This is a genomic window from Citrobacter sp. Awk 4, from assembly GCF_028069725.1.
GTDB lineage: Bacteria > Pseudomonadota > Gammaproteobacteria > Enterobacterales > Enterobacteriaceae > Citrobacter_D.
On sequence record NZ_JANEWG010000014.1, the window covers coordinates 57,874 to 75,908 of the forward strand.

The 18,035-nt window shown below is 53.4% G+C and carries 17 protein-coding genes; 7 read left to right on the top strand and 10 right to left on the bottom strand.

What is annotated here, in order from left to right; genetic code table 11:
* Nucleotides 1-113: 113 nt before the first annotated feature.
* The 6 genes from NNO04_RS08190 to cpxP all read right to left on the bottom strand — a co-directional run bounded on the left by NNO04_RS08190 (nucleotide 114) and on the right by cpxP (nucleotide 6,258).
* Nucleotides 114-1,418, bottom strand: a complete 1,305-nt coding sequence (locus NNO04_RS08190) for an SLC13 family permease (protein WP_271444235.1) — start codon at nucleotides 1,416-1,418, stop codon at nucleotides 114-116.
* 72 nt (nucleotides 1,419-1,490) lie between these two features.
* A complete protein-coding gene (locus NNO04_RS08195; RefSeq protein WP_271444236.1) occupies nucleotides 1,491-2,240 on the bottom strand; it encodes a CDP-diacylglycerol diphosphatase in 750 nt (249 codons plus the stop codon).
* A gap of 105 nt (nucleotides 2,241-2,345) precedes the next feature.
* A complete protein-coding gene (sbp, locus tag NNO04_RS08200; RefSeq protein ID WP_271444237.1) occupies nucleotides 2,346-3,335 on the bottom strand; it encodes a sulfate/thiosulfate ABC transporter substrate-binding protein Sbp in 990 nt (329 codons plus the stop codon).
* Between the two features lie 222 nt (nucleotides 3,336-3,557).
* Nucleotides 3,558-4,520 (bottom strand): 6-phosphofructokinase, encoded by a 963-nt coding sequence (gene pfkA / locus NNO04_RS08205; RefSeq protein ID WP_271444238.1) that lies wholly within the window; start codon nucleotides 4,518-4,520, stop codon nucleotides 3,558-3,560.
* Between the two features lie 185 nt (nucleotides 4,521-4,705).
* The gene (gene fieF, locus NNO04_RS08210) at nucleotides 4,706-5,608 is read right to left on the bottom strand and encodes a CDF family cation-efflux transporter FieF (RefSeq protein ID WP_271444239.1); all 903 of its coding nucleotides are present in this window, start codon (nucleotides 5,606-5,608) and stop codon (nucleotides 4,706-4,708) included.
* 149 nt (nucleotides 5,609-5,757) lie between these two features.
* The gene (gene cpxP, locus NNO04_RS08215) at nucleotides 5,758-6,258 is read right to left on the bottom strand and encodes a cell-envelope stress modulator CpxP (RefSeq protein WP_271444240.1); all 501 of its coding nucleotides are present in this window, start codon (nucleotides 6,256-6,258) and stop codon (nucleotides 5,758-5,760) included.
* 150 nt (nucleotides 6,259-6,408) lie between these two features.
* Between cpxP and cpxR the strand changes: the two genes are divergently transcribed.
* Both cpxR and cpxA read left to right on the top strand, forming a co-directional pair.
* Complete coding sequence (cpxR, locus tag NNO04_RS08220; protein WP_038635960.1) at nucleotides 6,409-7,107, top strand: envelope stress response regulator transcription factor CpxR; 699 nt, start codon at nucleotides 6,409-6,411, stop codon at nucleotides 7,105-7,107.
* On the top strand, nucleotides 7,104-8,477 hold the full coding sequence (gene cpxA, locus NNO04_RS08225) for an envelope stress sensor histidine kinase CpxA (protein WP_271444241.1): 1,374 nt from the start codon (nucleotides 7,104-7,106) through the stop codon (nucleotides 8,475-8,477). The genes cpxR and cpxA overlap by 4 nt, the downstream gene beginning before the upstream one ends.
* A 35-nt stretch (nucleotides 8,478-8,512) precedes the next feature.
* Here cpxA and yiiM read toward each other — a convergent pair whose 3' ends face one another.
* Nucleotides 8,513-9,187 (bottom strand): 6-hydroxyaminopurine reductase, encoded by a 675-nt coding sequence (yiiM, locus tag NNO04_RS08230; protein ID WP_271444242.1) that lies wholly within the window; start codon nucleotides 9,185-9,187, stop codon nucleotides 8,513-8,515.
* A 153-nt stretch (nucleotides 9,188-9,340) separates the two neighbouring features.
* Between yiiM and NNO04_RS08235 the strand changes: the two genes are divergently transcribed.
* On the top strand, nucleotides 9,341-10,237 hold the full coding sequence (locus tag NNO04_RS08235; RefSeq protein WP_271444243.1) for a dihydrodipicolinate synthase family protein: 897 nt from the start codon (nucleotides 9,341-9,343) through the stop codon (nucleotides 10,235-10,237).
* Between the two features lie 45 nt (nucleotides 10,238-10,282).
* On the opposite strand, the gene sodA is transcribed toward NNO04_RS08235, so the two are convergent.
* Entirely contained in the window at nucleotides 10,283-10,903 is a 621-nt protein-coding gene (gene sodA / locus NNO04_RS08240) for a superoxide dismutase [Mn] (protein ID WP_192613889.1), read from the bottom strand.
* Between the two features lie 286 nt (nucleotides 10,904-11,189).
* Between sodA and rhaT the strand changes: the two genes are divergently transcribed.
* Nucleotides 11,190-12,224: an L-rhamnose/proton symporter RhaT gene (gene rhaT, locus NNO04_RS08245; protein ID WP_271444244.1), complete on the top strand. Its 1,035-nt coding sequence runs from the start codon at nucleotides 11,190-11,192 to the stop codon at nucleotides 12,222-12,224.
* On the opposite strand, the gene rhaR is transcribed toward rhaT, so the two are convergent.
* Together rhaR and rhaS are read right to left on the bottom strand one after the other, a co-directional pair.
* Complete coding sequence (rhaR, locus tag NNO04_RS08250) at nucleotides 12,221-13,069, bottom strand: HTH-type transcriptional activator RhaR (protein WP_271444245.1); 849 nt, start codon at nucleotides 13,067-13,069, stop codon at nucleotides 12,221-12,223. The genes rhaT and rhaR overlap by 4 nt on opposite strands.
* Before the next feature lie 92 nt (nucleotides 13,070-13,161).
* Entirely contained in the window at nucleotides 13,162-13,998 is an 837-nt protein-coding gene (gene rhaS / locus NNO04_RS08255) for an HTH-type transcriptional activator RhaS (RefSeq protein ID WP_271444246.1), read from the bottom strand.
* A gap of 303 nt (nucleotides 13,999-14,301) precedes the next feature.
* Here rhaS and rhaB point away from each other — a divergent pair, with 303 nt between their 5' ends.
* The 3 genes from rhaB (at nucleotide 14,302) to rhaD (ending at nucleotide 18,001) form a co-directional block, all read left to right on the top strand.
* A complete protein-coding gene (rhaB, locus tag NNO04_RS08260; RefSeq protein ID WP_271444247.1) occupies nucleotides 14,302-15,771 on the top strand; it encodes a rhamnulokinase in 1,470 nt (489 codons plus the stop codon).
* Entirely contained in the window at nucleotides 15,768-17,027 is a 1,260-nt protein-coding gene (gene rhaA / locus NNO04_RS08265) for an L-rhamnose isomerase (RefSeq protein ID WP_271444248.1), read from the top strand. Before rhaB ends, rhaA begins: the two co-directional genes overlap by 4 nt.
* 149 nt (nucleotides 17,028-17,176) lie before the next feature.
* Nucleotides 17,177-18,001, top strand: coding sequence for a rhamnulose-1-phosphate aldolase (gene rhaD / locus NNO04_RS08270; protein WP_271444249.1), 825 nt, complete (start codon nucleotides 17,177-17,179; stop codon nucleotides 17,999-18,001).
* Nucleotides 18,002-18,035: the final 34 nt, after the last annotated feature.

Below are 18,035 nucleotides of genomic sequence, written 5' to 3' on the forward strand. Positions count from 1 at the left end.
AACGAGTGTGTTCCCGGCTATTAACTGTTATTTTTGCTGACAAAAAAATCAACTAAATCACAAAATGAAAGCAATAGCCGATTGAATTATTCAGGATTATTGACGCTGGACAGCTACAATTTTCCCAGAATGCTGAACCATAAATAATCCAGCGGCAGCAACACCATCCAGGTGACCAATGCCAGAGCCAGACACAGTAACATCCCTGCTCTGGCCGGGACTTTCCCTAGCGCCATCGCCACGACAATAGGCGATGCCTGATACGGCAGTAGCGGTGTGGAATAGCCCAGTACCTGAATCATAATGACCGAAAGCAGCGGGAACCCGGTCGCATCGGAAAAACTCTCTGCCAACGTGGTATACAACGCCGGAACGCCATTGGCAGTCATGATAAAGTTGAGGACGGTGGTGATCCCGGTCAGCGCAACAAAGTTGGTAAAGGGGTTTTCTGCGTTCAGCGGCATAATCTGCAACAATGCCTCTCCGACCGCACTCCCGATTCCGGTATGCGTTACAGTAATGGCCAGCCCCAGAATACCCGCCACATAGATACACGTGCGAATATTCACGCCACTGGAAAACTCATCGCCATTGATAAAACCTACGCGCGGTAGCAGGGTAATCACTGCCGCCGCCAGCCCGGTCCACGCAGGGCCAATCCCATGCCAGGCCTCACTGACCCACATCACCAGTACCACCGCCAGCATCCAGGATAACCGCTTTTCATCGCGACTCATGGGCGCAGGAGATGAGATATCGTCCGACGCATGGGGCTTACCAGGGAACAACCAGCAGATCAGGAGAACAAGCGCCGCCCCTTTGAGCCAGCCGAGAACAGGAGTATGCAACAATAAATACGGCAAATAGTTCAAATGGATGCCATACGAACCCTCCGTCGCGCCGCTCATGACAAGGTTAGGCACGTTAGCAGGGAGGATTGTGGCAGAAAGTTGGAAGGTGCCGAAACCCACCGCCAGCGCCAGACCGTACCAGGCGCGCGAATTCTCAGCAATTCCGGCGCGTTTTGCCATCGCCGCAACAATCGGCATCAGCAATGCGATGCGCCCCATGTTGGAAGGCATCACAAACGCCAGTGTATAACTGAGTAACACCACACTCGCCACCATCAACGGCCAGGAGTCGGTTAGCCTTGCCGACAATGCCCTCGCCGCCCGGTCCGCCAGTCCCGTTTTACGGATCGCAACGCCCAATACAAATCCGCTAAATACCAGCCAGAATGCCGAAGAGGCAAAGCCGCCGAAGATAACGTCCGGCGGCGCAATCTTTGCCACCATCGCGACGGTAAAAAACAACAGCGCCGTAATAAATTCCGGCAGCAGGGAAGTCGCCCAGAGCAGAATAGTGATACCGACAAGCAGCGAAGGGATAAACAGCGGGTGCGAAAGCCAGAGCGACATGCCTGTCTCCTGTTGTTTTTTTCAACAAGAATACGGGGACAGGCTGATGGAGTAAACGCCAGATATGGTGGGTTACTTCAGAATGTCACATTGATGATCCTGAATTTCCTCGGCAGACGCCAGGTTGAACGCCAACAGATTGCGCTGTGTGGCCAATAATACAAAGGTGTCATCGCTCTGGCGCACCATCGCCAGTGCGTAGCTACCCATATGTTCGCGCGCTTCCGGCACCTCTTCCGCCAGCATCATAAAGGGACTGCGCTGCGCCAGTTCGTTCTCGGTGACTCGCCGGGCCAGATACTCATGCCCGCGCAATCCGCCCGCGAGCGGCAACCAGCGAGTGCCGATTTTTGCCATATTGTCATCAAGTTGCGCTCTAACGTCCTTGCGCAAACAGGAGATATGGATGTGGAAATGGTTTTGCGTCCGCCCGGTGCGTGAATTGATCGCCAATGACACTGCGCTGTCAGGAATCTCCTGCCCATACTTTTGGCTCATAAAGCTACGCGCCTGCCAGGCCAGCCAGAAGAAGTTGGGTGTGAAGGGTTCCGTCAATAAGGGGCTTTCCGTACCGTTAATGCGGTAAGTCGGCATCAACAAATATTGCAGAGGGCCATTTCTGTCTTTAAACACCACATAACCGGCCTCCGGCTTCACTTCTGTACAGGGTGCCGGATTTTGCCGCTGGAGTTGATTTGGCACGCACTGTTCCAGGACCTTCTCCCGTAGCGCATCCGGATTTCCGGCAAATTTCCAGTAGCCGATACCCGCTGCGGCGGCGATAACGACAATCGCCAGTGAAAGATAACCTGCTTTTTTCATTGTGCGTTTCCTGTATCTCATTGAAGTGCAAGAGTAACGCAAAATGATGACAATTAAAAAAGCCCGATAGCGTCGCGCCACCGGGCCCAAAAATCACAAAAATACTTAGCGTTTGCTGATCTGGTCGAATGTCCCACCGTTTGCGAAGTGTTCTTTTTGCGCTTTTGTCCAACCGCCGAACGCCTCATCAATGGTGAAGAGTTTCAATTTCGGGAAAGCACTTTCATATTGCTTCGCCACATCAGGATCGCGCGGTCGATAATAGTTTTTCGCCGCGATCGCCTGGCCTTCCGGTGAATAGAGGTACTTCAGATAGGCTTGCGCCACCTCGGTAGTGCCTTTTTTCTCAGCCACTTTATCGACGACCGAAACGGTCGGTTCCGCCAGGATTGACTCGCTCGGGGTCACAATCTCAAATTTGTCTTTACCGAGTTCATGGGTTGCCAGCAGCGCTTCATTCTCCCAGGCAATCAGGACGTCACCAATCCCGCGTTCTACGAAGGTGTTGGTTGAACCACGGGCACCGGAATCGAGAACTTCCACATTCTTAAACAGCGCCTTCACGAATTCCTGGGCTTTAGCCTGGTCATTGTTGTTGTGGTGCAGGGCGTAGCCCCACGCAGCCAGATAATTCCAGCGTGCGCCACCTGAGCTTTTCGGATTCGGCGTGATGACGGATACGCCAGGTTTTACCAGATCGTTCCAGTCATGAATTTGCTTCGGATTGCCTTTACGGACGAGAAAGACGATGGTGGAGGTGTAAGGCGCAGAGTTGTCCGGCAGACGTTTGATCCAATTTTTATCAATACGACCACGTTCCGCAATGGCGTCGACATCGTAGGCCAGCGCCAGAGTCACCACATCCGCCTCAATACCATTAATCACGGAGGTCGCTTGTTTGCCGGAACCACCATGGGACTGGCGGATCACCACGTTATCACCCGTTTGCTGTTTCCAGTGTGCGCTAAACGCTTTGTTGTACTGCTCGTACAACTCACGTGTTGGATCATACGAAACGTTAAGTAATTGAATATCCTTCGCCAAAACGCTGGTGGATGCCAGCAACAACGTTAATCCCACGCCCCATTTGTTCATCGCCCAACTCTCTTATGCTGTGTTGTGATGATCCGAGCGTGCCAGAAAGAAGTCCAAACATTAAAGAATAAAAAAAGATTTGCTATAACTACGAAGAATATAAATGAGCGTAAAAAAGGCGGAGCTCACTCCGCCTTTATGCCTGATGGCGCTACGCTTATCGGGCCTATATGCTGCATTTGTAGGCTGGATAAGGCGCAAGCCGCCATCCGGCAATTGCGATCAGTACAGTTTCTTCGCGCAGTCCAGCCAGTCACCTTTGAATGGACGCTTCATGTTTTCGATAGCGTCGATGATGTCGTGGTGAACCAGTTGTTCGTTCTGAATACCTACGCAACGACCGCCAAAACCTTCCAGCAGCAGTTCAATGGCATACGCCCCCATGCGGGATGCCAGAATACGGTCGTAAGGTACCGGAGAACCACCACGCTGAATGTGTCCCAGCACGGTTGCACGGGTTTCACGTTTGGTTTCTTTCTCAATGAAATGCGCCAGTTCGTCAACGTCACACATGTGTTCAGTGATAGCGACGATGGCGTGTTTTTTGCCCTTCGCAATTCCAGCTTTGATTTCAGCCACCAGATCTTCACGGCTGAATTCCACTTCCGGCACCACCACAAACTCACAACCACCAGCAATCGCTGCCGCCAGGGTCAGATCGCCACAGTAACGCCCCATCACTTCAACGATAGAGATACGTTGGTGAGAGGAAGAGGTATCACGCAGACGGTCAATCGCTTCAACCACCGTCCCCAGCGCCGTAAAGTAACCAATGGTGTAGTCGGTGCCTTTAATGTCGTTGTCGATAGTGCCTGGCAGACCAATGCAGGGGAAGCCCATTTCAGTCAGACGTTTTGCACCCATATAAGAACCATCACCGCCGATCACCACCAGCGCGTCAATGCCCCTTTTCTTCAGGTTTTCGATAGCCACGGCACGCACATTTTCATCGCGGAATTCCGGGAAACGCGCGGAACCGAGGAATGTGCCGCCACGGTTGATCATGTCGGACACGCTGTAACGGTCAAGCTGAACCATACGGTCTTCATACAGACCCAGGTAGCCGTCATAAATCCCCATTACTTCCAGCCCTTCCGTCAACGCTGCGCGCACAACACCACGGATTGCTGCGTTCATGCCCGGCGCATCACCGCCGCTTGTCAACACACCGATTTTCTTAATCATGACTACCTCTGAACTTTGGAATGCAAAATGAAATCTGTTGCCGGAAGCCGATTCAGCATATCGACACAATCCAACGCATATGCAGATAGTATAGCAATCACTTCCTGCTGAATTGATTCAGGTCAGGCCAAAAGGCGGTAATTTATACACAAAATGCTGGCCTGGTTCACCTTTTTTACAACGAATTACGAAAGCTCAAACCTTTTGCCTTCCCTGGGCACGACGGAACACGGGTCCTGATGGATAATGACATCAGAGCCCGGAAAACGCCGCAAAATCGCCTGTTCTACCTGTTCAGCAACCAAATGGGCCTGAACGAGAGGCAGATGATCTTCCATTTCCAAATGAATCTGAATAAAGCGAGTCGGCCCTGACTGCCGTGTGCGAAGATCGTGAGCGCCGCTGACACCCGGCCATGTTGTCACGATTCCAATAATTTCCTGGCGTTCTTCGTCGGGTAATGCGCGATCCAACAATGATTGCACCGCTTCATATCCCATTCGTAACGCGCTATATAGAATATAGATGCCGATTCCCAACGCAAACAAGGCGTCTGCACGATGCCAGCCATACCAGGCAAGCCCGAGCGCAACAAGAATCGCTCCGTTCATCATAACATCAGACTGATAATGAAGCATATCTGCCCGCACAGCCTGACTTTGCGTCTTGCGCACGACCCAGCGCTGAAACGTGACCAAAATAAGCGTGCAGACCAGGGCGATAACCGTCACCACGACGCCAACGCCCGGATCTTTCATCGGCGTGGGCTGAATGAGGTGTTGAATGCCGGTCAAAAATAAAAACAGCGCAGAACCCGAAATAAACATACTTTGCGCCAGCGCCGCCAGCGATTCGGCTTTACCGTGCCCGAAAGTATGTTCATCGTCTGCGGGTTGCAGCGAATAACGCACCACCAGAAGATTCGTTAACGACGCGGCAATATCCACCAGCGAGTCTACCAGCGCCGCCAGAATACTCACCGAGTCGGTGTACCACCACGCAAAAATCTTGATTAAAAGTAATAACGACGCCATCACTGTCGCAGCGATTGCCGCCCGGCTTACCAGCCGTCCATAGGTTTGATTCATAAACACTCCTGCCAGGACATGCCGGTAGTATAACGGATGGCGTAAAACAGTCAGACAATAACCGGATGACAAATTGAGGACAAAAAAAACCCCCACATCATGTGGGGGGAAGACAGGGATGGTGTCTATGGCAAGGAAAACAGGGTTTGTTACTGGGAACGTGAGTTGCTACTACTCAATAAATTCAACGATGAGCCTTTTTGCCATTGCGCCACGTCGCGCAGTTGCTCCATTCGTTGCTGATGTTTCTCATTTAAAACCGCTTGCTGCTCCGGCGTTAACAGGCGATACATCTGGTTGCGGACCCTGGCCATTTCGACCTGGCGGGCAACCTGTTCTTGTGCCATTTTTTCTGCCTGAGCGCGCACAGCGCTTTCATCAAATTTTTCTGCGGTGACAAGGCGATGCATTGTCTCCACTTCGCTAACATTAACAGGAGGCTGTTCGTGTCTTGCCTGCTGCATCAGATCTCTCATCTGTTGACGCTGATGTTCGGTTAAACTTATGCCGTCAAACATATGGCTCTGCGTACTGCGCTGCGTAGGCCCTTCGCCCTGGTGCCAGTTATCGCCTGTAACGACTTCAGCAGCGTGGCTTAAAGGACTGAGTGCCAGCGTTGAGGCCATGACGGCAGCGGTAACTTTGCGCATCACTTGCTCCCAAAATCTTTTCTGTCGCGATTCAACGAGAGACAGTTTACGATTCGGGCTGCAAACATGCGTCAGGGGGTGTAAAACAACGTAAAGTCATGGATTAGCGACTCCTGATGACGTAATTTCTGCCTCGGAGGTATTTAAAAAATGAATAAAATCCTGTTAGTTGATGATGACCGAGAGCTGACTTCCCTGTTAAAGGAGCTGCTCGAAATGGAAGGCTTCGATGTGCTGGTTGCCCATGATGGGGAGCAGGCACTTGAACTCCTGGACGACAGCATTGATTTGCTTTTGCTCGATGTCATGATGCCGAAGAAAAACGGTATCGACACACTGAAAGCGCTTCGCCAGACACACCAGACCCCCGTAATCATGCTGACCGCGCGCGGCAGCGAATTGGATCGCGTACTTGGCCTCGAGCTGGGCGCGGACGACTATTTACCCAAACCGTTTAACGACCGCGAACTGGTCGCACGTATCCGCGCTATCCTGCGCCGTTCTCACTGGAGCGAACAACAGCAAAGCAGCGACAACGGATCGCCAACGCTGGAAGTGGATGCTTTAAGTCTCAATCCGGGTCGCCAGGAAGCCAGCTTTGATGGCCAAACGCTGGAGTTAACCGGTACCGAATTCACCCTGCTCTATTTGCTGGCTCAGCATCTCGGTCAGGTGGTTTCACGTGAACATTTAAGCCAGGAAGTGCTGGGCAAACGCCTGACGCCATTTGACCGTGCAATTGATATGCATATCTCGAACCTGCGCCGTAAGCTGCCGGAACGCAAAGACGGGCATCCGTGGTTTAAAACCCTGCGTGGCCGCGGCTATCTGATGGTCTCCGCTTCATGATAGGGAGCCTCACCGCGCGCATCTTTGCTATCTTCTGGTTGACGCTGGCACTGGTGTTGATGTTGGTTCTGATGTTACCCAAGCTCGACTCACGCCAGATGACCGAGCTACTGGACAGCGAACAGCGCCAGGGGTTGATGATTGAGCAACACGTTGAAGCTGAACTCGCGAACGATCCACCCAACGATCTGATGTGGTGGCGTCGCTTGTTCCGGGCGATTGACAAGTGGGCGCCGCCTGGACAGCGTTTATTACTTGTCACCACAGAAGGACGCGTGATCGGTGCAGAACGCAACGAAATGCAGATCATTCGTAACTTTATTGGTCAGGCGGATAACGCCGATCATCCGCAGAAGAAAAAATATGGCCGTGTTGAGATGGTGGGACCGTTCTCCGTCAGAGACGGGGAAGATAACTACCAACTCTATTTGATCCGCCCGGCCAGCAGTTCGCAATCCGATTTTATTAATCTGCTGTTTGACCGTCCTCTGCTATTGCTGATTGTGACGATGCTGGTCAGCACCCCGCTGCTTCTCTGGCTGGCCTGGAGCCTGGCAAAACCGGCGCGTAAGCTCAAAAACGCGGCGGATGAAGTGGCGCAGGGTAACTTACGACAACATCCAGAACTGGAAGCAGGCCCGCAGGAATTTCGCGCGGCTGGCGCCAGTTTTAACCAAATGGTGACTGCGCTCGAGCGGATGATGACTTCGCAACAGCGTCTGCTGTCGGACATCTCTCACGAACTGAGAACCCCGCTGACACGCCTGCAACTCGGCACCGCCCTACTGCGTCGCCGTGGCGGCGAGAGTAAAGAGCTGGAGCGTATTGAAACTGAAGCGCACCGACTCGACAGCATGATCAACGACCTGTTAGTGATGTCGCGTAATCAGCAGAAAAACGCGCTGGTTAGCGAAACGATGAAAGCCAATCATCTGTGGGGCGATGTGCTGGATAATGCCGCCTTCGAAGCCGAGCAGATGGGCAAATCGTTGACGGTGAGTTTCCCGCCGGGACCGTGGCCGCTCTATGGCAACCCGAATGCCCTGGAAAGCGCGCTGGAGAATATTGTCCGTAACGCCCTGCGCTATTCACACACGAAAATTGAAGTTGGCTTCGCGGTGGACAAAGACGGGATCACGATTACCGTAGACGACGATGGTCCGGGCGTCAGCCCTGAAGATCGGGAACAGATTTTCCGACCGTTCTACCGTACCGACGAGGCGCGCGATCGCGAATCCGGCGGCACCGGTCTGGGTCTGGCGATTGTGGAAACCGCCATCCAGCAGCACCGTGGCTGGGTCAAAGCGGAAGACAGCCCACTGGGGGGTTTACGCCTGGTGATCTGGCTGCCGTTGTATAAACGCGCTTAATTGTGGCGCCGGGCATTAACCCGGCGCGCAATTTTTTATCTTCCCCACAAACGACGCGAATTGTCTTCGATCTTGCCGCTCAGGCGCCGCTTCTGCATCGTTCTGGTCCAGCTTTTTGATAATCCTGCCGCCGACAACAAGCGGTGATACTGCGCATCATCAAACGGCATATGCCAGGCGATGGCAATCGCCTCCTGTACCGTGACGTCACTGACACGCGACACCAGCACAAGCGGCGCATCCGCCGAGACTTTCCCGGCCGCGATGACGCTGTACAACCAGCCCGTTTTACCGGCGTTTTGCATCTGGCTCGCCATGTCGCTGATGCCGAAATGGTAGTTGAGTTTAAAGCAGGGCGAACGCGGTTGCGTCACCTGAATCAGCGTCTCTCCCCACTGGAAGATATCGCCAATATAGACATTCTGTTCAGTCAGACCGTCGGTTGAGAGGTTTTCACCAAACGCGGGCGCGATAAACCGATCCGCCTGTTCCGGGAATTCCCGAGCCCAATGCAGATAATGTTCTCGCGGATAATGGCACAGTGCGCGATCGGGCCCACCGTGGATTTTCGCCTCCGCCTGTTCATCACCCTCCAGGCCCAGTTCCGTCAGCATCAATTCGCCATCCACCTGGATCTTCGCAATAGCGCTAGGACGGCTTCCCGTGTAGTCCAGAACCTTGCCTGTAAACACTTCGACTGGATATCGCATCTGTTCCCTCTCCCCGATAAATAATCCTCATTAGAGCATATTTATTTTACCTCAGCCGCTCAAAATGAGAGCCGGATTCACATGATAAATGACCAGACATGATATCAATTAGGGTGATATTGAAACGCCATTTCATAACAAGGAGTAAACAACGTGACAGTACAATCGCAATTTGCTGGTGTCTGGTGTCCCTCCATTACGCCGATGGATAAGGATGGAAACGTCGATCTCTCTGGCCTGAAGCATCATCTCAAGCGCCTTACCGACGCCAAAATCGATGTTATTTTGCTGATGGGAAGCATCGGTGAATTTGCCTCTTTTAGTCTTGAAGAGCGACTGATGTTGATCCGGGAAGCCAGAGCAATGAGCTCGCTGAAGATGGTCGCCAACGTCTCCTCCACCTGTATGAACGACGTTTTACAGATGGCGCAGGAAGCCGACAACGCAGGTTACGATGCGGTCATGGTCTTGCCGCCGTACTATTACGGACAAACAACAAAACAGCTCCTGAGCTATTTCCGCAAACTTGGCGGCGCATTGCGCGGAAAATGGTTTGCCTACAACTTCCCGGCACGCACCGGCTGTGATTTAACCCCAGAGCTGGTCGCAACTCTCGCGGCCGAGTTCCCCAATTTTGCCGGTATTAAGGATACCGTCGATTGCCAGTCCCACACCCGCAGTATGATCCAGAGCACCCGTGCCGTGCGTGATGACTTTGCCGTGCTTTCCGGCTATGACGAGTATTACATCCCTAACCTGATGGCCGGAGGCGCTGGGATCATTTCCGGATTAAACAACGTGATGCCTGAGCTTTTTGTCGCCGCGCGCGAGGCGTTTAAACAGGGAGATCTCCACACGTTACGCGAAATACAAGACAAGATCGGTACCTATATGTCTATTTATGCGATTGGTGAAGATTTTGTCACCACGATTAAAACCGTGGTATCGCGAAAATTTGGTTATTGCACCGGGGTTTCGCGCAATGCAGGTGGCGAGCTAAGCGAGAGTGACTGCCGAACGATTGACGAGGTATTTTTAACAAAAGGTTAAGTCATGCAGCCTGATGGCGTGACCGCCATCAGGCTATGATCAAACTTATTTTTTCGCGGCGAAACGCGCTGCTGCTTCGTCCCAGTTCACCACGTTCCAGAACTCTTTAATGTAGTCCGGACGGCGGTTCTGGAATTTCAGGTAGTACGCGTGTTCCCACACATCCAGACCGACAATCGGGAAGCCAGACGCGCCAGAAACAGCTTCGCCCATCAGCGGAGAATCCTGGTTCGCGGTAGAGACCACTGCCAGCTTGTCGCCTTTCAGCACCAGCCACGCCCAGCCAGAACCAAAGCGAGTGGCAGCCGCTTTCTCAAACTCGGCTTTGAAATTATCAACGGAACCGAAGTCACGTTCGATAGCGGCTTTCAGGTCACCCTGCAGGGTGGTGCCGATTTTCAGGCCTTTCCAGAACAGACTGTGGTTAGCGTGACCGCCCGCGTTGTTACGCAGTACGGTTTTCTTGTCCGCTGGCAGTTGATCCAGTTTCGCGATCAACTCTTCGGCAGACAGGCCAGCGAATTCTGGCAGGCTTTCCAGCGCCGCATTGGCATTGTTAACGTAGGCTTGATGGTGTTTGGTGTGGTGAATTTCCATCGTCTGCTTATCGAAGTGCGGTTCCAGTGCATCGTAAGCGTACGGCAGGGATGGCAGGGTATAACTCATATTCATCTCCATTATTATCGAGCGGCTGGGTGTTAACGCCGCGTAAGCAGTTGGTTCATTATAGTTAATTAAATGATATTGAAAATGATTATCAATGCCGTACTTTTCATAAGGGTATGACGGCTCACTTACATGCCAAAGATGTGAGCTAAATCACCCGCTTAACGTGTCTATTGCCAAAGAGAACCACAACGCGGCAACGGGAAGAAGGTGAAGAATCTGCGCAATTTTTACACTCATCACGTCGAAGGGGTAACGCGACAATAAAAACGATGAGGATAAAGTCATGAGTAACGCGATTACGATGGGTATTTTTTGGCATTTGATAGGTGCGGCCAGTGCAGCCTGTTTCTATGCCCCATTTAAGCAAGTAAAACAGTGGTCATGGGAAACGATGTGGTCGGTTGGCGGGATGGTCTCCTGGATTATCCTACCGTGGGGTATCAGCGCCATGTTGCTGCCCGATTTTTGGGCCTACTACAGCTCTTTCAGCCTTTCTACTTTACTACCTGTTTTCCTGTTTGGCGCCATGTGGGGTATTGGCAATATTAACTACGGCCTGACCATGCGCTACCTCGGTATGTCGATGGGGATTGGTATCGCGATTGGCATTACGCTGATTGTCGGTACGTTGATGACGCCCATTATCAACGGTAACTTCGATGTTCTGATTAACACGAACGGCGGACGCATGACGCTGCTTGGCGTGTTGGTGGCGCTTATCGGCGTGGGGATTGTGACCCGCGCCGGGCAGTTGAAAGAGCGCAAAATGGGCATTAAGGCCGAAGAGTTCAACCTGAAAAAAGGTCTGCTGCTGGCGGTCATGTGCGGGATCTTCTCTGCCGGCATGTCTTTTGCGATGAATGCCGCCAAACCGATGCATGAAGCTGCTGCCGCCCTCGGTGTGGACCCACTGTATGTCGCCCTGCCCAGCTACGTGGTGATCATGGGGGGTGGCGCACTGATCAACCTGGGCTTCTGCTTCGTTCGTCTGGCAAAAGTCAAAGATCTGTCGATAAAAGCCGATTTCTCGCAGGCAAAACCCCTGATCATCAACAATGTGTTGATGTCAGCGCTGGCCGGTCTGATGTGGTATTTGCAGTTCTTCTTCTACGCCTGGGGTCACGCACGCATTCCGGCGCAGTATGACTACATCAGTTGGATGCTGCACATGAGTTTCTATGTCCTGTGCGGCGGTATTGTCGGGCTGGTATTGAAAGAGTGGAAAAACGCGGGTCGGCATCCTGTTGGTGTGCTGAGCCTGGGCTGCGTGGTGATTATCATCGCCGCCAATATTGTCGGAATGGGAATGGCGAATTAGTCGCTTTGATGACTGAGATGGCGCCACTGGCTTGGCGTCATCCCGGTTTCCCGCGTGAACACCACTGAAAAATAGTTACTGTCCTCAAACCCACATTGCATCGAAATCTCACCTATCATCAGGCGGCTATGCTGGAGTAAATATTGCGCGTGGCAAACACGTACCTGGCGCAAATACTGGTTGATGGTCATGCCGGTTTGGGAGCGAAACTGCTGGCGCAACACGCGTTCACTACACACTTCCCGAACGCAAAATTCATCCAGCGAAAACGGGCGTTCCAGGCTGCCCGCCAGCGCGGTAATCAGTTTATCCAACAGCGTTTCACTTGAAGTAACAGGAAGATTATCCGTGGCATAGCGATGCCGCTTCAGGGTCATCACCAGTTGCCCAAACAGCAGCTCCGCCATACCGTTAGCCAACGGGCAGCTCAGCTTGCTTTCATGCTCAAGTTGACTGATAACCTGCCGCGCCTGAGTCATCCCTTCGCTGGTCAAACGCCAGTGCGGCTGCCATTGGGTGCCGTTAAATCCAGGTATTGCCTCTTCCCACCGCAGATTCAGCTTCAGCCGCTCCGGGCAATAGATGATGTTCTGCAATACCAGATCGTTAACTGACGTATAGGAGTGTTTATCTTCGGCGCGAATGTAGAACAGGTCGCCGCGCGTAATGCGATACGGGCGTTCATTGAGGACATGCAAACCGTTGCCGCGCCAGACCAGCACCAGTTCACAAAACTCATGGGTATGTTCCGCAAAGACATTTTGCGGATAGCGATCGGCAACCGCGACAGCCTGCGCGTCGCTTGCAAAAAAGTCGGCTTTATGAAGAACGAGCTGATTTGCCACCACATCACCTCAACCAGTAACAACATAATATTATGCGTCAGGCGGCAGCAAAAAACGTTGATATACCCGTCATACTTCACGTGGCATCTACGTTACTGCAGCAATGCGTCACGCCCCTGGCGGATATCACGCGGCGACCAGTCAAACTCGCGGCGAAAAAGCGTCGAAAAGTGGTTACTGTCGCCAAATCCGCAGCGATAAGCGATATCGGTAACGCTGTCATCGCTATGGCGTAGCAGATGACGCGCTTTAATTAAACGCAGTCGATTCAAATAGCGCTGCGGCGTCAGCCCAGTTTGTTGTTTCAACTGACGGTGCAATGTGCGTAATGAGAGCGAAAACTGATCGGCCACGGCTTCCCAGCAGACCTCTTCGGCAAAGTGATCTTCCAGCCAGGCCATCAGGTGATTCAGTCGCGCATCATTATCCGTCGCCCCTTCCATCAGGCTGCTTTTGCGTAGCAATACCAGCAATTGCATAAACACGATTTCACGGTTGGCGACCGCCGGCGTGTCCATCTCTTCATCGGGTTGCTCCAGTGAAGCAACCAGTTGGCGTACTTGCTGTAACACACTCTGGTTTACCCGCCAGTGGGACGGATACAGTCCATCCTGTTCCTGGGGCAAAAGCTGGTTCAACCCTGCCAAAAACTGGAACGCATCCGGAGAACGATAGAGCACGTTGGTCAGACACAGGTTGTCAGTATGTTCATACATGTGTCGGTCATGATCGCGAACAAAACAGACAGTACCGCCGCTGATGGTATACGGCTGCCCGTTGAAAACATGAATTCCCGTGCCATGTTCAACAATCACTATTTCATGAAAATCATGATGGTGTTCAGGAAAAGCGGACTGAGGAAGCCGGGGTTCAATGGCGATGGGGGCTTTACCTGACGGAAAAAAATCCACGCTGCGCAATAGGGTCATGATGGCTTCCTGACATGGAGTGGAACATGACTGAAATAGTAATTAAGGGGCCGCCACCTCACCTTAAAGTTTTGACATGAAAGCGCGCATATTCGGTCATTTTTTCAAGACCGGGCAGGAAAGTTCGCTAAATGCGGACGTCGTCACATCAGGTAAAAACAGATTCTTTATTGGAAACTGTGAACGTCATCACGTTCATCTTTGCTTTCTTGCCAGCGGCTAATTTTGGCTGTCAGTAGCAAGAAGGTAGCTTTTCCCAGGGGTTCTTAGACTCATTGCCATCACTCCTGGAAGGACCTCATTATGACTTTTCGCCATTGTGTCGCTGTCGATCTCGGCGCATCCAGTGGACGCGTTATGCTGGCGCGTTACGACAGTGAACACCGCACCCTGACATTGCGTGAAATCCACCGTTTCGTGAATTGCCTGCAAAAAACAGACGGCTTTGACGTCTGGGATATCGACAGTCTGGAAGAGGCCATTCGTCTTGGGCTGGATAAGGTCTGCGATGAAGGCATCCGCATTGATAGCATCGGGATTGATACCTGGGGCGTGGACTATGTCCTGCTGGATAAAAATGGTCAGCGCGTCGGCCTGCCCGTCTCCTACCGCGACAGCCGCACCACCGGCGTGATGCAACAGGCGCAGGCGCAACTCGGAAAAGATGAAATTTATCGCCGCAGCGGTATTCAGTTCTTGCCGTTTAACACGCTATATCAGTTACGCGCGCTGGTTGAACAACAACCGGAACTGCTCTCCCAGGTGGCGCACGCCCTGCTTATTCCTGATTACATCGCCTATTGTTTGACGGGCAAATTGAACTGGGAATACACCAACGCCACCACCACGCAGCTCGTCAATATTCATAACGACGACTGGGATGACACGCTGCTGGCATGGACCGGAGCGGATCCCGCCTGGTTTGGCACGCCAACGCATCCGGGCAATGTCATCGGTCACTGGATTTGCCCACAGGGTAATCAGATCCCGGTCGTTGCCGTTGCCAGCCACGATACCGCCAGCGCGGTGATTGCCTCCCCGCTGGCCGAGAAAAACAGCGCTTACCTCTCTTCCGGCACCTGGTCGCTGATGGGCTTTGAGAGCAGAACACCCTATACCAATGAGGCCGCGTTAAGCGCCAATATTACCAACGAGGGCGGCGCGGAAGGACGCTACCGCGTGCTGAAAAATATCATGGGGCTGTGGCTGCTGCAGCGCATCCTGAAAGAACGGCAGATCGCTGACCTGCCTGCGCTGATCAAGCAGACGCAGGCGTTGCCCGCTTGCCGCTTCGTGATTAATCCCAATGACGATCGCTTTATCAACCCTGCCGATATGTGCGCAGAAATTCAGGCTGCCTGCCGTGAAACCGGTCAACCCATCCCCACGCAAGACGCCGAGCTGGCGCGCTGCATTTTTGACAGCCTGGCATTGCTGTACGCCCGCGTCCTGCAGGAACTGGCCGACCTTCGCGGTGAAGCCTTCACCAGCCTGCACATCGTCGGCGGCGGTTGCCAGAATGCGTTGCTGAACCAACTGTGCGCCGACGCCTGCGGTATCCGTGTGATGGCAGGCCCTGTGGAAGCGTCCACGCTCGGCAACATCGGTATCCAGCTCATGACGCTGGACGAACTGACCAACGTTGATGATTTCCGTCAGGTGGTGAGAACCAACTACGACCTGACGACCTTTATTCCTCATCCTGATAGCGAAATTGCCCGCCATGTTGCGCAGTTTCAATCCACACGACAGACAAAGGAGCTTTGCGCATGACTACTCAACTTGAACAAGCCTGGGAACTGGCAAAACAGCGTTTTGCTGCGGTAGGTATCGATGCCGAAGAGGCGCTGCGCCAGCTCGATCGTCTGCCGGTGTCAATGCACTGCTGGCAGGGCGATGACGTCGCCGGTTTTGAAAACCCGGAAGGCAACCTGACCGGTGGTATTCAGGCGACGGGTAACTACCCAGGCAAAGCGCGTAACGCGACCGAATTACGTGCCGACCTGGAGCAGGCGCTGAGCCTGATCCCTGGACCGAAACGCCTGAATTTGCATGCGATCTATCTGGAATCCGACACGCCGGTTTCCCGCGACCAGATCAAACCCGAACACTTCAAAAACTGGGTGGAGTGGGCGAAAGCCAATCAACTGGGGCTCGATTTTAACCCGTCCTGCTTCTCGCATCCGCTGAGCGCAGACGGTTTCACCCTTTCTCACCCGGACGCGAAAATTCGCCAGTTCTGGATCGATCACTGCAAAGCCAGCCGTCGCATCTCGGCCTATTTCGGCGAGCAACTGGGCACCCCGTCGGTGATGAACATCTGGATCCCGGATGGCATGAAAGATATCACCGTTGACCGTTTAGCACCGCGCAAGCGTCTGCTGGACGCTCTGGATGACGTGATCAGTGAAAAACTGGACCCGGCGCATCACATTGACGCCGTCGAGAGCAAGCTGTTCGGTATTGGCGCAGAAAGCTACACCGTTGGCTCCAATGAGTTCTACATGGGCTACGCCGCCAGCCGTCAGACCGCGCTGTGTCTGGATGCAGGCCACTTCCACCCGACAGAAGTCATCTCCGACAAAATCTCCTCCGCCATGCTGTATGTACCGCGTCTGCTGCTGCACGTGAGCCGCCCGGTGCGCTGGGACAGCGACCACGTGGTGCTGCTGGACGATGAAACGCAGGCGATTGCCAGCGAGATTGTGCGTAACGACCTGTTTGATCGCGTGCACATTGGCCTCGACTTCTTCGACGCGTCTATCAACCGCATCGCCGCGTGGGTTATCGGCACCCGCAACATGAAGAAGGCCCTGCTGCGCGCCCTGCTGGAGCCGACTGCCGAGCTGCGTAAGCTGGAAGCGGAAGGTGATTACACCGCGCGTCTGGCGCTGCTTGAAGAGCAGAAATCCCTGCCGTGGCAGGCCGTATGGGAGATGTATTGCCAGCGTCACGATACGCCTGCGGGCAGCCAGTGGCTGGAGAACGTGCGCGCGTACGAAAAAGAGATTCTGAGCAAACGCGGCTAACTGAGCGCAATTGGTCTGTAGGCCGGATAAGACGCATCGCGTCACCATCCGGCAATAAATAAAACACGAATGCCGGATGGCGCTGTGCTTATCCAGCCAGGGTAAGACCCGAGCGATTTCGGGCAACAAAATAGACAGGAACACCGAACATGCAGAACATTATGAATTCCTGGTTCGTCCAGGGGATGATCAAAGCCACGTCTGACGCCTGGCTGAAAGGCTGGGATGAGCGCAACGGCGGCAACCTGACATTGCGTCTGGATGAAGCGGATATTGCGCCATTTACTGGCGATTTCCACGCAGAATCGCGCTATATCGCACTGAGTCAGCCGATGCCGCTACTGGCAAATACCCCGTTTATCGTGACCGGTTCCGGTAAATTCTTCCGCAACGTTCAGCTCGACCCGGCGGCAAACATCGGCGTGGTGAAAGTCGACAGCGACGGCGCGGGCTATCACATCCTGTGGGGCTTAACCCACGAAGCGGTGCCGACCTCCGAACTGCCGGCGCACTTCCTTTCTCACTGCGAGCGCATCAAGGCCACCGGCGGCAAAGACCGCGTGATCATGCACTGCCACGCCACCAACCTGATCGCCCTGACCTACGTGCTGGAAAACCGCACGGATGTGATCACCCGCCAGTTGTGGGAAGGCAGTACCGAATGTCTGGTGGTCTTCCCGGACGGCGTCGGCATTCTGCCCTGGATGGTGCCGGGCACCGACGAAATCGGCCAGGCGACTGCGGTCGAAATGCAGAAACATTCGCTGGTACTGTGGCCGTTCCACGGCGTATTCGGCAGTGGCCCTACCCTGGACGAAGCATTCGGTTTGATAGATACCGCAGAGAAATCTGCTGAAGTATTAGTCAAAATCTACTCGATGGGTGGCATGAAACAAACGATCACGCGTGAAGAGCTGATTGCGCTCGGTAAACGTTTTGGCGTGACCCCGCTGGCCAGCGCCCTGGCGCTGTAATAGCACCGCCCGCACCCGGCGACACGGAGACACT

Coding starts and splice junctions, on each gene's coding strand:
- cpxR (WP_038635960.1), top strand. CDS start 6,409: ATGAATAAAATCCTGTTAGTTGATGATGACCGAGAGCTGACTTCCCTG.
- cpxA (WP_271444241.1), top strand. CDS start 7,104: ATGATAGGGAGCCTCACCGCGCGCATCTTTGCTATCTTCTGGTTGACG.
- rhaB (WP_271444247.1), top strand. CDS start 14,302: ATGACTTTTCGCCATTGTGTCGCTGTCGATCTCGGCGCATCCAGTGGA.
- rhaA (WP_271444248.1), top strand. CDS start 15,768: ATGACTACTCAACTTGAACAAGCCTGGGAACTGGCAAAACAGCGTTTT.
- yiiM (WP_271444242.1), bottom strand. CDS start 9,187: ATGCGATATCCAGTCGAAGTGTTTACAGGCAAGGTTCTGGACTACACG.
- sodA (WP_192613889.1), bottom strand. CDS start 10,903: ATGAGTTATACCCTGCCATCCCTGCCGTACGCTTACGATGCACTGGAA.
- pfkA (WP_271444238.1), bottom strand. CDS start 4,520: ATGATTAAGAAAATCGGTGTGTTGACAAGCGGCGGTGATGCGCCGGGC.
- cpxP (WP_271444240.1), bottom strand. CDS start 6,258: ATGCGCAAAGTTACCGCTGCCGTCATGGCCTCAACGCTGGCACTCAGT.
- NNO04_RS08195 (WP_271444236.1), bottom strand. CDS start 2,240: ATGAAAAAAGCAGGTTATCTTTCACTGGCGATTGTCGTTATCGCCGCC.
- fieF (WP_271444239.1), bottom strand. CDS start 5,608: ATGAATCAAACCTATGGACGGCTGGTAAGCCGGGCGGCAATCGCTGCG.
- rhaS (WP_271444246.1), bottom strand. CDS start 13,998: ATGACCCTATTGCGCAGCGTGGATTTTTTTCCGTCAGGTAAAGCCCCC.
- rhaD (WP_271444249.1), top strand. CDS start 17,177: ATGCAGAACATTATGAATTCCTGGTTCGTCCAGGGGATGATCAAAGCC.
- rhaT (WP_271444244.1), top strand. CDS start 11,190: ATGAGTAACGCGATTACGATGGGTATTTTTTGGCATTTGATAGGTGCG.
- sbp (WP_271444237.1), bottom strand. CDS start 3,335: ATGAACAAATGGGGCGTGGGATTAACGTTGTTGCTGGCATCCACCAGC.
- NNO04_RS08190 (WP_271444235.1), bottom strand. CDS start 1,418: ATGTCGCTCTGGCTTTCGCACCCGCTGTTTATCCCTTCGCTGCTTGTC.